The organism is Maribacter taeanensis (genome assembly GCF_047345145.1).
Classification (GTDB): domain Bacteria; phylum Bacteroidota; class Bacteroidia; order Flavobacteriales; family Flavobacteriaceae; genus Maribacter_C.
On record NZ_JBLFER010000002.1, the window covers coordinates 920,243 to 935,409 of the forward strand.

Annotated in this window: 6 protein-coding genes; 1 reads left to right on the plus strand and 5 read right to left on the minus strand. The window is 39.5% G+C overall.

The features are described 5' to 3' along the window. Window positions 1-22 precede the first annotated feature (22 nt). On the minus strand, window positions 23-3,796 hold the full coding sequence (locus ACKWCD_RS09870; RefSeq protein ID WP_413983779.1) for an RHS repeat domain-containing protein: 3,774 nt from the start codon (window positions 3,794-3,796) through the stop codon (window positions 23-25). 109 nt (window positions 3,797-3,905) lie between these two features. After that, window positions 3,906-5,000 (minus strand): hypothetical protein, encoded by a 1,095-nt coding sequence (locus ACKWCD_RS09875; RefSeq protein ID WP_413983780.1) that lies wholly within the window; start codon window positions 4,998-5,000, stop codon window positions 3,906-3,908. A 711-nt stretch (window positions 5,001-5,711) separates the two neighbouring features. Here ACKWCD_RS09875 and ACKWCD_RS09880 point away from each other — a divergent pair. Next, entirely contained in the window at window positions 5,712-5,888 is a 177-nt protein-coding gene (locus ACKWCD_RS09880; protein WP_413983781.1) for a hypothetical protein, read from the plus strand. A 40-nt stretch (window positions 5,889-5,928) separates the two neighbouring features. Here ACKWCD_RS09880 and ACKWCD_RS09885 read toward each other — a convergent pair whose 3' ends face one another. Genes ACKWCD_RS09885 through ACKWCD_RS09895 form a run of 3 tightly spaced genes read right to left on the minus strand, consistent with a single transcriptional unit; the run spans window position 5,929 to window position 15,131 of the window. Beyond that, window positions 5,929-6,498, minus strand: coding sequence for a hypothetical protein (locus ACKWCD_RS09885; RefSeq protein WP_413983782.1), 570 nt, complete (start codon window positions 6,496-6,498; stop codon window positions 5,929-5,931). Beyond that, window positions 6,495-11,819, minus strand: coding sequence for an Ig-like domain-containing protein (locus ACKWCD_RS09890; protein ID WP_413983783.1), 5,325 nt, complete (start codon window positions 11,817-11,819; stop codon window positions 6,495-6,497). The genes ACKWCD_RS09885 and ACKWCD_RS09890 overlap by 4 nt, the downstream gene beginning before the upstream one ends. 6 nt (window positions 11,820-11,825) lie before the next feature. Then, window positions 11,826-15,131, minus strand: a complete 3,306-nt coding sequence (locus ACKWCD_RS09895; RefSeq protein ID WP_413983784.1) for an RHS repeat domain-containing protein — start codon at window positions 15,129-15,131, stop codon at window positions 11,826-11,828. Between the last annotated feature and the right edge of the window lie 36 nt (window positions 15,132-15,167).

Consider the following 15,167-nt stretch of genomic DNA (forward strand, 5'->3'; position numbering starts at 1 on the left):
TTTGGTTATAACTAGTACAGGGTTAATTTTGGATGGAAACATCAACAAATTCATATTCATAATCTGTCACCAAATTATCTTCCTGATCTCTTACTTCTTTTAATCTTCTAGTCGCATCATCATAGATATATTTAATGGTATAGTCGCGAGGATCGGTCATACTAGTAATGCCAATCAATGGATCATGAGTATAGGTGGTTACCATCGCACCTGAAAGATTTGTGCGTAGCGATGCAGCTTGATTTGCGTTAAGCCCGTTATTTCCAAGAGTAAACCCACTCCCGAATTCGGCCAATGCCTCTACATCGTCATAGGTAGCATTTTCTATCTTGGCAACAACAAATTGTTCGTTATGCCCCCAAACAAGCGTTGTGGGTGGACCACCTGCTTTTTTGTATTGTCGAATTTGTCCATGAGGCCCATATTCTTGATATTCTATACGCGTTTCTAAAGTGTTTGAGGCATTGAGCGTTCCTTTGATAAAGTCTACTGAATTCGGTTGAACAATGTCGAAGGTTGTGGCGTCTTTTTTAAAGTTGATCACTTGAGTCGATAACATTTCACTTTGCCTGAAGGATTCTGTTCTAACCGGTGAGGCTATCCTATTTTCATTTACTAATGTGGTCATTTCCGCTTGTGTATCCACCTCGGTATCATAGGGATAGAACTGCCTTGTCAAAAGTTCATCACCGCGACTATCGATGACCTTACTTTCAGTAACATGATGCGTATCTGGGTTGTAGGTCGTCATCTGCGTTGTAGAAATGTTCTCATCTCTATAGTCAACAATGGTGCTAGTATTCAATACAGATTTTAAGGAGTACGAAATTGGTTGTCGATAAACAACATAAGAAGAATCATCTGAACCGAATGGAATACCACCACAACCAGTGTCGTTTGATATTAAATAGATATGCATAAAGGTTGCAAAATAAGTGTCATCCGGATTTGCAATCAAGTTCGCATAACTATTTTCTGTACTTCTTACCAGATTATTATTGGTGTCGAAAATATTTTCAAATTCTACGTTCCCATTTTCATAACCACTATTGATTCTTGAGTCCATTCCTAGGAGATAGGTGTTGGTAATACGCGCAGTGTAATCGTCTGGTCTTGTACATGCTCCGTTTCGATAATCCCGAGCAAAACTGTCTACATAGTATTCATTATTTCTATTAGTAAATGTTCTTTCTATTCTTCCGATATCATTGAAACTTTCATCTACGGATTTCTCAGTAGTATAGGTGTATCCGACGTGCGAACCTTGTGCAGCCGGGTTCGTTCGCAATGGACTTGAAGAAGAAAGTTGTAATGGCGAGGTTCCCCAGCCTAAAGGATTGTACGAATGAAATCCATAGGCTTTAGAGAAATAAATGAGATCATCCATTAGTATTCCAGAGGAAGCCACCGCGGTATTGGATGCGTTCGGATTGTTATACTCAAATACCTTCCTTGACAAAAAGGAATTATCACTTTCGTAATTTGTTATGGATGCCACTCTAGCACCACCAATTTCAAAGGTCTCTGCTGAGGCTCCTAAACTAGTGCCGTTTAGAAAAGTGACTAAAGTATAAGGCGTACTAACAGGATCAGGGTCAGATTCCTCAATTATTCTTATTGAGGGAGGAGTGTTTACATTTGGCTTTGGCACCGCATTACGACCAGCAATGCGGTAAGTGCCCGGACCTATAATTACTGAATTGTCCTTTGTCAATTGTGTTCCACCGGTTTGTGAAACCGGCCAATCCCCGTATCTATAAATGACACTTACATCTTCTGAGGTAATCGTATTTTGAATAACCCTAGCTGGTTCATTGATATAATTACCGTCAAAATCGGCATTGGTAATCAATTCCAAAGTTCCAGAGGCCCGAATCATAGAAGTAGAAGTCACCGTAAAAGTTTGTCCCAGTTGTATGGGTGTTTCCGTATCTATTTGACCCGGGTCAAATTGATTGTTGAAAAAGTTGTAATTCGAATTTTGAGCCTTTTTAAGATATTGATAATCAAAATGGTAATTCGATTCATCGGTAAGGTTCGTCCATTTATATCGATCTACTCCAACAAAGGAAAAATCACTAGTTACAATATAGGGTTGCGGCGCCGTAATAACTGCCTCATGAGGTTCATAGCAAAGAAATGTATATCCACCTGTTGGATAAACGATTCTATTAAGTAGCCCAAATTTGCCATATCCGAAATCTGGCCCTTTATCAGCCCCAGCATCATAGTTTATATAGGATTGACCAATATGTGTAAGTCCGTTAATGGATATTTCTGATGTAATAAACCTACCAATTCTCGGCACGTTTTTGGTATTGCCAGATCCATTGTAATAGCCCCAAAAGTCAGAATCAAAGGTGTCCTTTGCAGGTAGCTCGTTCGGTTGCTCATAATCAAAGAGATAGTTCTGGTCATTAACACTAACCTGATCTAACTTAAGTCGAATATACTTTTCTTTGTCAATAGTATTTTGATCATCTGCATTAAAATACGAATAGGTGAAATCAGCATTTAGAACCGTATTGTTGCTTGAGTTTACGACTTCTATTCTGTCAAGTTTCTGACTAAAACGATTAATGTAACCAGCGCTAGGAACACAATTTACGTCTCCTTGACATGTGGAGTATAGTCCGGAAGAGGTGCTAAAAACAAAATTGCTTGCACCTATGGTGTTTTGAAAAGTAAAACCAGATAAAAGATCGTCCCTTCCAGAGAGTACGAAATTAACCTCACCAAAATCTCCATAAATTCGATTTAAATAATTATTCTCTACAATAGTTGTAGAAGCAGAGTAAATTTCACCTTCGATTCCTGGGGCAGTAGTATCTTCACCATTCGAATTGACAAAGGTGACATTATTGGCATCAACGACCCTTACGGTACCGGAGTAACTTGGGAAGGTAAAATAAGCTCCAGCGGTATAGTCAAAATTCAAAACACGCTGGTTCGGAGAGGTAATTTTGTCTAAGTACCATGAGGTAATTAGACTTTCATTGGCCTTATTCACATCTCCTAGAATATTGGTAAGGGCAACGGCCTTATCTCCAGACCCAGGTCCATCAGTAAAAAAGGTAGTGCTGTAATCTTTAGTAAGAAATTCATATATAAAACCTCTTTCGTCAATTATGGTAAAGGTTTCATTATTTAGGTCAAATTCAATTTGAACATTATTATTGTCAAATACATGAGCTTCAATGATTGAGCTAGGGCCTTTTTTCTTTAATCGAAACTTATAGCTCATCCCAAATAGATTCACATCGAAAATATCAGGTTGCATGTCTATTTGTTGGGATGGTCCTGCATCTGGCTGAAAACTTGCATGGATATCTAAAATGTCATCGTAAGCAATATTTGGATTGCCTCCCGTACCAATGTTAGGGTTTACTTCATAATTGGTATAGACATAGCCTAGACCAAATCTTAGGTCATCAAGTGCGTTAACCTGTCTTGAAATACCAAAATTCGTAGATAAGGACCAATTTAAACCGACCCAACTAGCCTCGGCCATTGTTTTTACCCCACCACTATCATAACTTAATTGTATTGGAATCTGTAATCCTTCGAAATTAAGATTGTAAATAGGCACCGAAATATTTGCTTTTCCATTGTAAGGGTTGGCGGCAATATCACCATATTGTCCTAAACTAGAAGCCTCAGGACTTTTGGGTATATTTTCGGTAACGGAGAAGGCATCATGATCTAGTTCTTGCGCAACTATGCTTGTCATGCACAGGATTGCTAAAACGGATAAAATGACTGCCTTAGTTTGATTCAAATATTCCTGTTTTTTCATTCTAGTCTATTTTTTGAGTAAATACTTGGATGAGCAAGCTTTTTTAGGAATGCTTTCAAAGAAATGATACTACACCTACTTTACTGGAGTTATATCTTTTGTGAATTTCTTAATTTTGATTTTCTATTTGCTTAAGCTTATTAGTCAACTGCTTCTGATTTTCTTGAAGCTGAAGAATATAGAGTGTTAGCTCCTCAACTTTTTCAAGCAGTTTCAAGTTCATTTCTTTAAGGTTCATACCTTCTTTTTCCATTTCTTTTGCCGACGGAATATTAGGCAGATGTCCATAGGCATCAATAAAGTTTTGAACCTCTTCTAAAGTTTTGAGATTATAATCATCATAGAAAACATAATCAGGTACGAAAGGTGCTTGAATGTCTACCCTGACCTCTCTTGTGTGAATTTTACCATCTACAGTTAGCGCCTCATCAGGGCTATCGGTGCCAATACCAACATTGCCCAAATTGTAAAAAACGTCGTTACCTTGAATATTCCAAACTGTTGAAGAACCTAAAAGATCTTCAATAGGGGGTTCTTGTCCGTTTACTTCATATAGGGTTGGCGCATAGAAAAATAAATTGTCTTCTGCAGTATTGTCTAGATTTAGAAAAACTCTTTCTCGAATACGAGTCGCACTGGGGGCGAATTTAAAATCATTAACGTTTAGGCCAGAAACGGCATTACCTTGACGATCATATACCGCGCTCTCTATAGCCGTGCCCGTATGGCCGCTGCCATGTATAACTCCTACTAGAAGATACCATTGATCTAAGTTTGGTAGATCTCCATTAATAAAGTAAGGCGAATTGATTGCGTTTCCATTCAATCGTAAGGCCGAGTTCACGCTTCCCGCATCTTTTACGATCATTCCTAGTAGGACACGACCATCGTTTGAATTTGTCTTTTTTGCCCAAACGCTTAATCGGTAAGTCTTAGTAGGGTCAATGGTTTTGTAGTTTCCTGTCCAACCTCCATCTGCATTGGCACCAGCAGCTGTGTTCGGAATCGCTTTCCACAGTAATGCATTTTCTCCAGCAGGGCCTGGACCAAATTCTCTAAGACTATTGGCATCTGTTCCGTATCTGGTAAATCTTGTAGCAGATCCGTTGCCTTCTGTCCAAGAAGAATCATCGATTAGGTTGTTCTGAGAATAGCCCATAAGGCCTGCGATACAAAATAGTGGAACTAAGAATAATTTTTTCATGAGTAAAGGTTTATAGTATTTCTGATCGTAATTTTTAAAAGTGTCGTATTTCTGAAAGTTTATTTAGTTGTTTAGGCTATTCTTGATTCAAGAATAGCGTTAATTTATTTTTAGAAGTTCTGTATTTGTAAAAAGTTGAAGATTGAGGATAACTTTTTTGTTATTGGACTTGTTGGTAAAAAGTTTGAAATTGTAGTTCTGTAGATACGCTCTTTCACAAAAGAGCTTTGGGGTAGGGCAGGGGTTAACAACTAGATGTGTCAAAGGTCTTGGTTGGTGTTTTGATTGCGTTCGTTGCAGAAAAAAGGGACTTTCTCGAACGAGCTATGAAGATATAAAATATTTACATTTGGCAAAAGAAATAGATGTGATTATTTGTAAAGGGATTACAAATTAGGTAAGAGGTGTTTTGTAAGGAGTTCTTAGACTATCGTACTTCTAGAAATTCGCAACTTCGTGGCTTTTCATGTGCTGAGAACCACAGCTTTGTAACTGTTGTTTTTAAACATTTCATGGTGTTATTGCTCACTCAGTTCGGCGCGAAGTTGCAAACTTCGCGCAGTATACTTCGCACAGTGGGAGTAGCTCTGGTTTTTTGATGTTCTATTCGTATTTCTTACTCGACACGGCACTCGTCACAGACGAGCGCTAGCGGGGGTGGCCGATAAACTGGCAAAATATTTCGGGGTAAGTCTTGACGAGCTCGTGCACATGTCGGGCAATGTTCCCGAAGAAGTCAGTATCGTGGACAAATCCGTTTCCGAACGTATCAACCTGATTCAGCAATTGGAAGAAGAGGATAAAAAAGCCCTGTTCCGTATTATCGATTCCATGCTCACAAAATCGAAGTTCAAGGACTTTTTCAACAAGAACGTAGCGGCACTTTAAGGCATAAAAAAACCGCCTCGGTGGGCGGTTCTTCTTTAAGTTATTGTTTGGGAATAAATTCATATTCTTTCAGTTCTTCTAATTCCTTGTCTATACATTTGCGCCATTCTTGTTGCTTGGGATAATTTAATAAAGCTTCTTCGTCATATTTATCCTGTATATTTTTACATTCTAAAAACACTTTATTAACCCAATAATTAAAAGTTTCAGATGTTGTATAGGCATCTAGGGAAAGTAACTCCTTAAACTTTTTCCTAAGCTTTCTAGTATAGAGTTCCATAATATCAAAATGTAGTTGTTCATGTTCTAAGGTTTCTTTATCCGAAGTGACGCTCCAAGAACTATATTTTTGAAAATAACATAATGGAACTGGATTTTCATTCCCCTTATCATCTTTGATATAAAAAACCATCATTTCTGGAACTGTCTCTGCTACTTGATGGATTAAATGAATGTCCTTAGGCTTTTCTCCTTTCTTAATAAAATCTTCCCATGTTAATAATCGCTCCTTTTGCCATAGGATGAGCGAATCATTTTCAACAATCAATCCCTGTCCATTTGACATTAATGGACTTATAGATATTAAAAAGAAGAAAATTATTTTTTTCATTGTTGCCCAGTATTAGTTATCGAAATGTTTTGCCCCGACCTTTGTATAACAGTTTGCTGTCTTAGAGTTTGGAATATTATATTGGGATTGCCCAAACTAAGTCTATTAGGGTTAATTCCATTATTAATAAAAAATTGTCTAATAGCTCTTGCTCTGGTATTACTTCGGTTTTGCAACTGCTGAATATCTGCTGGGTTATTCAAACTATTTACTGCAAAGGTGTTATTAGAAATAATCATTGTCAAGTTCGGGTCCGCAGTCAAAGTTGCCAATAAAGCAGTAAGAGTCCTATTGGTCATTGCATTCCTTCTATTTAAGGTTAAGCCATCACGTCCCGAAAATCTTATATTGGTGGGTATATTGATAGTTTGTCGAGGACCAGGTAAAGTCACACCTAAAATCCGACCTCGTGGTCTTTCGGGCGATTCCAATGGGTTTGCAATTGTCGGCCCAAAATTAGGCCCATCCACCTGACCTATTCCTGAATTGCCAAAATTAAAGTTTAATAGGTTTATATTCGGCCTAGTATTTCCAGTTTCGGAATCATTATCGTCATCATCATTATTACTACCATTACTATTGGGGCCACTTGGGAATACAAATCCAGCATTTCTGTATTTATTCTTGTTGTTTTTGAATAATTTCCCTATTGATTTTATGCCTCTACCTATTGACCTAAACAATCTACCAAAAAAACTACAACCTGTTTTACATTTTACTCGCCCTCTTTTTCCGAATCCATATTCATCAACAAAATATATAGGATTGTTGTCCGCAACCACATAAGGGGATTGATAGTTCACAAAATCGGCCATTGGGTCGATGTTCATAAACCTGCCCAATGCGGGGTCCATCATTCTTGCTCCTAAATCGTACATGTTCATGTTCAATGACATATCAAATTCCTTGCCGTTATAGGTCAGGTAATTGTTCTGTATGCCATTGATGTTCATATTATACCCTTTATGGATCAATCCAAAAGGGTAATAATTTTTCTCCTCGATAATCTCGGAGCTGTCCACGGAACCATCGTTATTGTTGTCCGAATACGACAACCTCACATTCCCCAAATGGTCTTTGTACTGGTATACATAGGAGAAGTCTCCATTGCCATCAGCCTGTACATAACCTTCGGCATGGGTAAAGAATTTTAAAGAACCATTTTCATAAACATGGTTGCCCGCATAATCTGATTCCTTGTTTCCGCTCGTAACATCGGTAACTTTTTTCCTTAGTTTGTTTCCGAGGGCATCGTAGATATATTCGATTTTGTTTCCACTACCAAAATCAGCTAGTATAGGCAAGTTGAAGTGATTATACTCCATATCGATTATACCTTTATTGGCATCGGTCAAAACGTTTCCATTTGAATCGTACGTATATTCGGTTGAAAGTTCAGCACCGTCCACAAAACCCTGCGTGGCACTTGAGGCGATATCATCATCCACGGCTTTCAATTGATTTCCCGTATAGGAGTAGGTCAGGTCATCCATTACACCAAAGCTTGTAGCACCATTATTCGTATGCCCGTTCCTTTTGAGTTTCTGGATGTTGCCGTTCTTGTCGTATTCGATATTGGTCAGACTGTACCGATTGTCGCTCGTATCGTCGATTGCTGATGTAATTCGGTTCAGGGGGTCATAGGTGTAGACGTAATTTCTGCTTGCCGAACTACCAGCGAGCGCATTATTGGCAGAATTCCAAACAGTTTGAGAAATATTACCATTATACAATCTTCTATTGGGGTCTCCCACATCGTTGTATTTGATGTCAAACGCAAATAGGTCATCACCCATAGCATTCGGGTTGTTTATGCTTTTGAGCCAGTTTCGTACATTATAATCATAGTTGACCGTCTGTAAGCCTACAGAACTTAGTACATCGGAAGTATCGGCATCACCTCCCACTTTCTTGTTGTCTAATCGACCGAGCTCGTCATAGGAATTGAGAACGATTAATTCAGCTTCACCAGAGTCACCACCTGTAGCATTGGGGTCGATTCTTAAAACTACATTGGGTACAATAGTTGCGTTAGGTCTAACCACCATACTATTGGTAGCGACACGATCTGTATTTATGTACCCTGATACGATTATGTCGGCATCTATACCATTACCACCAGTTCCTTCACAGTTATCACTCAAGGTCTGATCACCCACGCATTGGGTTTGTGCCAAGAGCCTGCCTACATGGTCATAGGTGAAACTATCGATGGTAACTATGGTCGTGTTATTTCTGGTATGTTCAGTACGGCTCTTGAAGGTTCGGCCGACAAAATCGATTTTCATTCGGGTCACGTCCAGGGTACCCAGATAATCGTTCTTTGATACCATGTAGATCGGTCTTCCCTTGTCATCGAACTGGGTGATCGAGGTAATCCAGTCATTGGTCTCCAATACCTTGACTTTGCTGCCTGTAACTAAGCCATGCGTGCTTGAGCTAATAGCTCGGTCATAGATATTACCGACTATCAAATCGATACCATTTCGGTTAAAGTTGTAGTCGTCATAATAGTTGATCGTCAGCACTTCCGTAAGGTTTACCAAAGGATTTGCTAAGGCAAGGTTTCCGTTGTGTGGGTAGGCTCCATTATCATAGTATACCGTGGTGCCCCCATATGCGTTTGAAGCATCTACCTCGTCTGTCTTTATTACCCATAAAGCTTCAGTAAGATTATTTACCTCATCCTGTATATCGGTCCTTAAGGCGCCGTTCGCACTCGTTGCCTTACCCGTATAGGCCACTCTTCCGAAAGCATCATATTTGGTAAATAGCCATTCATCGGAAGTCGGGTCTTTCACCCTTTGGTTCGCATCCTGTGTCAAGATGGGCTGGTCAAGGTCATTGTAGATAATATATTCCCAACCTTTTCCCGGTATTTTCTTTTCGACAAGTCTGTTGCGGTTGTCGTAGACGTATTGATAACCAAGCTCATCTAGGTTGGCAATAGAACCATCCATTTTCGGAGGCAGTACATAACTCAAATTACCGAAATCGTCGTAGACATAATAGGTGTCATGTGGTATTTCGTTGTCATAGGTACGTTTAAGTACTACGCGCCCTTGCTTATCAGTGAACTCCTCTGTGCTATGGTCTTTTCCGGAATCGTGGTTTTCGTCCTTGGTCACCATTTTCATCAACTCGCCAGCAGCATATTGCCCATTATTGTCAGGTTTTAGAACCAAAGTGGGAGTGTAGGTATAAACCCCATTAGTTACATTCTCGCTGGTATTGGCATCGAATTGTTTTACCTGATCTGCAGCGGTGTTGGCTAAATATTCAAATTCGATTTCATGTCCCTCGTCCATTGCCCAAGGGGCGCCAGGTGCGGCCTGCTTTTTTGCTCGGTTCAATGGTGATGGTTCGAACTTTATTTCACTATAAGGGTTAGGCGTGTTATCATACTTTATGTTATCATAATGCATCATGGTATTGGCCTCCGCCATGGGTCGAAAATCTCCAAGATTCCCGGGATCATCATGAGGCAGATAGCTCTTTTCCGTTCGTCCGAAGCGATCATATGCAATATGAGTGATGATATCATCCTTATTTGGGGTTTGATCAATGGCAACTTGTTGTAAAGGCCTACCTAAACCGTCGAAAAAGGTAATGTCCTGAATCAAGTCATTATCAGAGTCGAAGAAATTCGTTGTCGGATTGGGTCTTTCTATTTGATAGGCACGTGTATAGATATAGTTATGTTCTTGAGGGTCACTACTTCGAGGTGTTACCACCTCACACGAATTGCTTGGGTCATTGACCGAAGGGCAATTATCAGAACTATCTAATACATAGCCCGTGGGTTGATCACATTGAACCAATGTGCTATTGGGGTCGCCAAAGCCGTCATTATCGCCATCCTGATACCAGATTGTAATGGGATTAATATCTTCATCGGTATCATCACAATCGGTATTATCTGAGACATAACCTGCAGGCTGAGAGCAATCTTGTACACTAAAATTTGGATCTCCATAACCGTCATTATCTGTGTCGGCATACCAGGCTATCGTGCTAGAAATCTGAGCTTGAATGGCTGTTCTGGTTGTCGCAAAACATCCGGTGCCATCATTATAACTTTCTGCATAGTAGGTCGTGGTTTCAGAAAGGCTTGGTGTGGTGAAAGTCGTATCAGTAGCTAATACCGAACCACCAGTTGGTTCACTGTACCAGCGAATTGTATTTCCATTGTTACCTGGAACGGCGGTCAAGATAACGGAACCAGCATCGCAGCGCCCTGTATTCGTACCCATAGCTTCCAAAACCAGTGGATTGACCACTGCCTGGATTTCTTGACGAGGTGAAGACCAACAACCGCTGCTCTCATTAAAACTTTCGATATAGTATGAAGTTGTAACACTTATGGGTGTGGTATTAAAATTCAAACCGGTTTCTAATAATGTACCTCCGGTTTGCGCACTAAACCATCGTATGGTATTAGCATTCGTACCGGGTGCGGCGGATAACGTCACTGAGCCCGTGCCACAACGAGATGCATTGTTAGCACTTGGTGTTGAGGGGTTTGCGCTAATTGTAACTATAATTTCTAGAAGCTGGCTCGATTCGCAGCCGGATTGTGTGTTCACCGTTGATACCCAATATGAACGAGTTGAATTAACAGTCGGTGAAAAAGAGGTGTTGTCGCTGAGATAAGAAGGTCCGGTTGCAGGAACATCGTACCATCGTACACCATTCCCCCCCGATCCTGGGTTTGCAGTAAGGTTCACCGTACCTGGACCACAACGTGTTGGGCTTGCATTAGAAGTAGTTGGTTTTGCGATAGTATTATTTTCATCGATTTGATTATCACAATCATTGTCGATACCATCGCATATTTCGGGAGCTCCAGGATATACGTCATCATTGAAATCGTTACAGTCGTTAGCATTGTTCACATACCCCGAAGGTTGAGAGACTTGTGATAGTGTAGTATTGGGATCTCCAAAAGTATCATTATCAAAATCGCGATACCATGTAGAAGGAGTACCCGTACGACTAACACTGAAACCACCAAATGACCCATTGTAGGAATAATCGATTAAAGTACTTTCACTTGTGCTGCCTGCTTGACAAACAACTTGAATAGTATTTTGATTGGTTTGGGTCACCGTTAACCAGGAGGGAACTCCTGTGAAACTGATCGATCCAAAACAAGGTGAGCCGGAATAATTGACCGTAATATTTTGTGTTCCACCTGAATTGGAGAAGGAGAGCGATGAAGGTGAAATGCTACTTATAGTACATTGTGCAGACAGATTCGTATTGAGCCCCATGAGCATACAGAGGATGGCTAAGAAAAGAAATTTATTGCTTGTTCTCATGGTTGGTTAGTTTTTATAATGGTATTGGTAGTCGGTAAGTAAGTTATTGTCTTGGTCTCGAACTTCTTTTAGACGGTTGAAATTGTCATAGGAGTATCGGGTTATATATCCTTTGGGATCGGTCATGGTGCGAATACCGACAAGTGGATCGTAAGTATAGGTAGATACCATTGTCTCGGGCAATGAACTTCGTAGACCATTTATTTGTGAAAGATCATCTTCGTCCAATAACTTTAGCTGAGTAACTGTGACACCAAGGGCTTGCGCCAAATCATTATATGAGGCATTTTCGACCTTTGCAATTGGAAAAGTTTTGTTATAACCCCATAAATACGATATTGGTGGGCCGTCAATTCTGTTGATTTCCTGAATATTTCCTTTGTCATCGTAGCTTGTAAAGCTGGTTCGATCTTGTAAAGGGCTAGTGCCTTTTCCGGTCTGAACAATTTCTGGTAAAATGAGTCCGGTATCGGTCCAGTTCTTATAATTTGTGCGTTGTCGGGTTAAATTACCATTTATAGTAGTTTCTATTTGAACTGGTTCAGCAATGCGATGTTGGCCACTGACTTTTAACTCTTCAATTGCATCGAGTTCATCAGGATTGAGTAAATCGTTACTCCCTAAAGAAGCTGTATTTACTATATCATCTGGATAATAAGTCTGTGTAAAAACTGTATTACCATCACTAGCCGAAGTCTCTGTTCTTGTAGGTTGAAGATGTACGGTACTATCGTAGAAATAATTTGTAATGTTAGTCACTGGATTTTGTCCGTTCTCATCATAATTTACAGTGGTCACCGAATTCATCTTAATCCATGAAGTTTCTAGTTCGTAAAAAGAGTAATTATAGAAATAGGACTGACTCGCGTTATAGAAAGGGGGAGAACAAACATTTCCAGTTCTAATACGTCTTCTTTTTTCTTTTATTGATAAACCCTTTACTTCATAGGTCGGAATTTCAGGGCTTGTGAAAGTATAGTCGCTAGTAACTTCTTGAAGTTTGGTTCCACTTTTATCAAATGTTATTTGCTTATGTAATTTATTGGTAATATCACTAATATCTTTTTCTGGTGGGAACGGAGGTAAATACGGATTTTCACTAGGGTTTTGAAGCGAAGCAGGAACGTAGTACTGGTATTCCACGTACCCATTGTTTTCATTGTTTTCATCTACATTTTCCTCGGTCACTTTTGAGTAAACCACATGGCTTCCTTGGGCTGCACCTAGTACGGCCAAACTGCTTGAACTAATGCTATAAATTTCGTAGGAACCGATACTAGTACCTATCCAACAATCCAATGAGACGTTGTAAGTCCAACCATTATACATTAACTGTTCGTAGGTAGTATAATGCACAGGAAACGTAATTAATTTACCTTGCTCATAGGTAAATCGTTTGTGATTGATAATAGACCCATCCGAATCTTTGTTGATAATGTTTTTAATGCGTAGCCCACCAGCGGTTATTTCTGTATTAATAAGGTCGGTATCTGAATTGTTCAAATACGAAAAATTGGCATAAGTCACGAATATTTTTTCCAATTCCTCTGGTTCCGCGACGTAACATTCATTTAAAGGGTCGGCACAAGGCATATCCGTAAGAATGAACCTGTAGTCCCCAGGGGTTAATTCTAGGGATGTGTTGAAACTTTGATCAGCAATAGAGGGGTAGTCGGGCCACCAAGATCTGACTTCTACCCAAGAACCGTTTTCAAAACGGTGTAAATAAGCCGCTGGCCTGTTGGTATTATATTCATCTCTAAAGAATGTGAAATCAATGTCGAATAATATGTTTTGGTTTTCAGAAGTCTCTATAGAAAATAGGGCTTCTTTATATTCCCCCTGTGTCGATGTGAGGCTTACATCGGTTTTACTATTCAATAAAAACGGGCTGTAAGGATCATCGTATTGTGGGGTAAAAGCTCTATGTGCTTCAAAATAGAATTCGGTACTTCCTTTGGTAGGATATGTTATCTTTTTAATTGTACCTCGTTTCATAGCGGTTTCGTCAGGCAAACGATTGGCTTGGTATTGTCCATAGGGGTTGTTTACGGAGTAAATTATGGGGATTAGATTGGAATTTCCGGCTGCATTGTAGAATCCCCAAAAGTCTTGATCGTTCGATGCTCCATTTGGTATTTTGGGCTCGTATTCGAATATATGGGGTTTGGATTCCTGTGTAAGATTATCATATTCATCTATCCCTTCCAAATAGAGTTTACCTATAAAATCATAGTTGAACTGAAAACTCTTAATCAAATTAGTTCCGTTTTCAAATATTTCTATTTTACTCAATTCCAACTCATCTTCTATATCCGCTCGGTTTGAGGTGGTCGTAAATTCGATGGTACCATTCGGACATAGAATACGTTTTAAAACACGATTTCCAGAAACTGTAGTCTTGGCGGAAGAAGGTGATTCAAAACTAGGATTTGTTTGTAAAGAATTTAAAAATCCAAATTGAGGATTCGTGAATAATTCTTGAAAATAATACCATTCTAAAGATTGATTTTTAGGCTTTTCTGTCTTTGCCGTATTGTCATCGTATTCAAAATAGATATTTCCATTTGTCTTTGGATTGAAAACCCTTGTTAAGTACCAAGCTGAAGTAAAAGTAGGTTCGTTTCCTGTTGATGTTCTTTCTTTGCCAAGGGTGGCCGGGCTTGAATCAGATCCAAAATAATATTGCATTCCGCCTTGGTCCGTAATAACCCAACGATCAATTTCCCCTCCATAGAATATGGGTTCTACCTTAATGCTATTGTATGGCTTAGTTACTACCACGTTGTTTTCATCGAAGTATAACTTACCGGATGCCCCCATGAAATTATAATAGAATAAATCTGGTTCCCTATCTTTTACTCCGATTCCATCAGGAGAAGTCTGAGGGCCAAAATACTGGCCTATATTATCGGTTTGAGAAGGATCATTAATTTGCGCGTCAGTTGGTAAAGTGTTGTTTCTGAGGCCAATCTGCGAATCATCAGGAGCACCTTTAACCGATCTTGTGATGACACCTCCTGCATTTAATGACCAGCCCATCCCTACCCATGATGCATTGTCCTCAACTCTAATTCCCGACGCGTGATAGCTTAATGAAATGGGTACTTGTATACCATGACCATTGGCGTTGTAAAGAGGGATGTTTATACTTGGAGAACCAATATTGTAACTCACTGGAACTTCACCGTATTTGCCTAAGGAAGAAGCCGTTGGCGATGGGGGAATCACTTGCGTTAGTTCTTGAGAGAATTCCTGACAGAACATATTAATCGAAGCAAAAAGTGCTATACTAAATACAATTTTTTTCATTTTAACAGGTGATTGATTTTTAAATGGTTGAAAAGC

Excerpts from the sequence above, each read along its gene's own strand:
- ACKWCD_RS09870 (WP_413983779.1), bottom strand. The coding sequence starts at position 3,796 with ATGAAAAAACAGGAATATTTGAATCAAACTAAGGCAGTCATTTTATCC.
- ACKWCD_RS09875 (WP_413983780.1), bottom strand. The coding sequence starts at position 5,000 with ATGAAAAAATTATTCTTAGTTCCACTATTTTGTATCGCAGGCCTTATG.
- ACKWCD_RS09880 (WP_413983781.1), top strand. The coding sequence starts at position 5,712 with ATGTCGGGCAATGTTCCCGAAGAAGTCAGTATCGTGGACAAATCCGTT.
- ACKWCD_RS09885 (WP_413983782.1), bottom strand. The coding sequence starts at position 6,498 with ATGAAAAAAATAATTTTCTTCTTTTTAATATCTATAAGTCCATTAATG.
- ACKWCD_RS09890 (WP_413983783.1), bottom strand. The coding sequence starts at position 11,819 with ATGAGAACAAGCAATAAATTTCTTTTCTTAGCCATCCTCTGTATGCTC.
- ACKWCD_RS09895 (WP_413983784.1), bottom strand. The coding sequence starts at position 15,131 with ATGAAAAAAATTGTATTTAGTATAGCACTTTTTGCTTCGATTAATATG.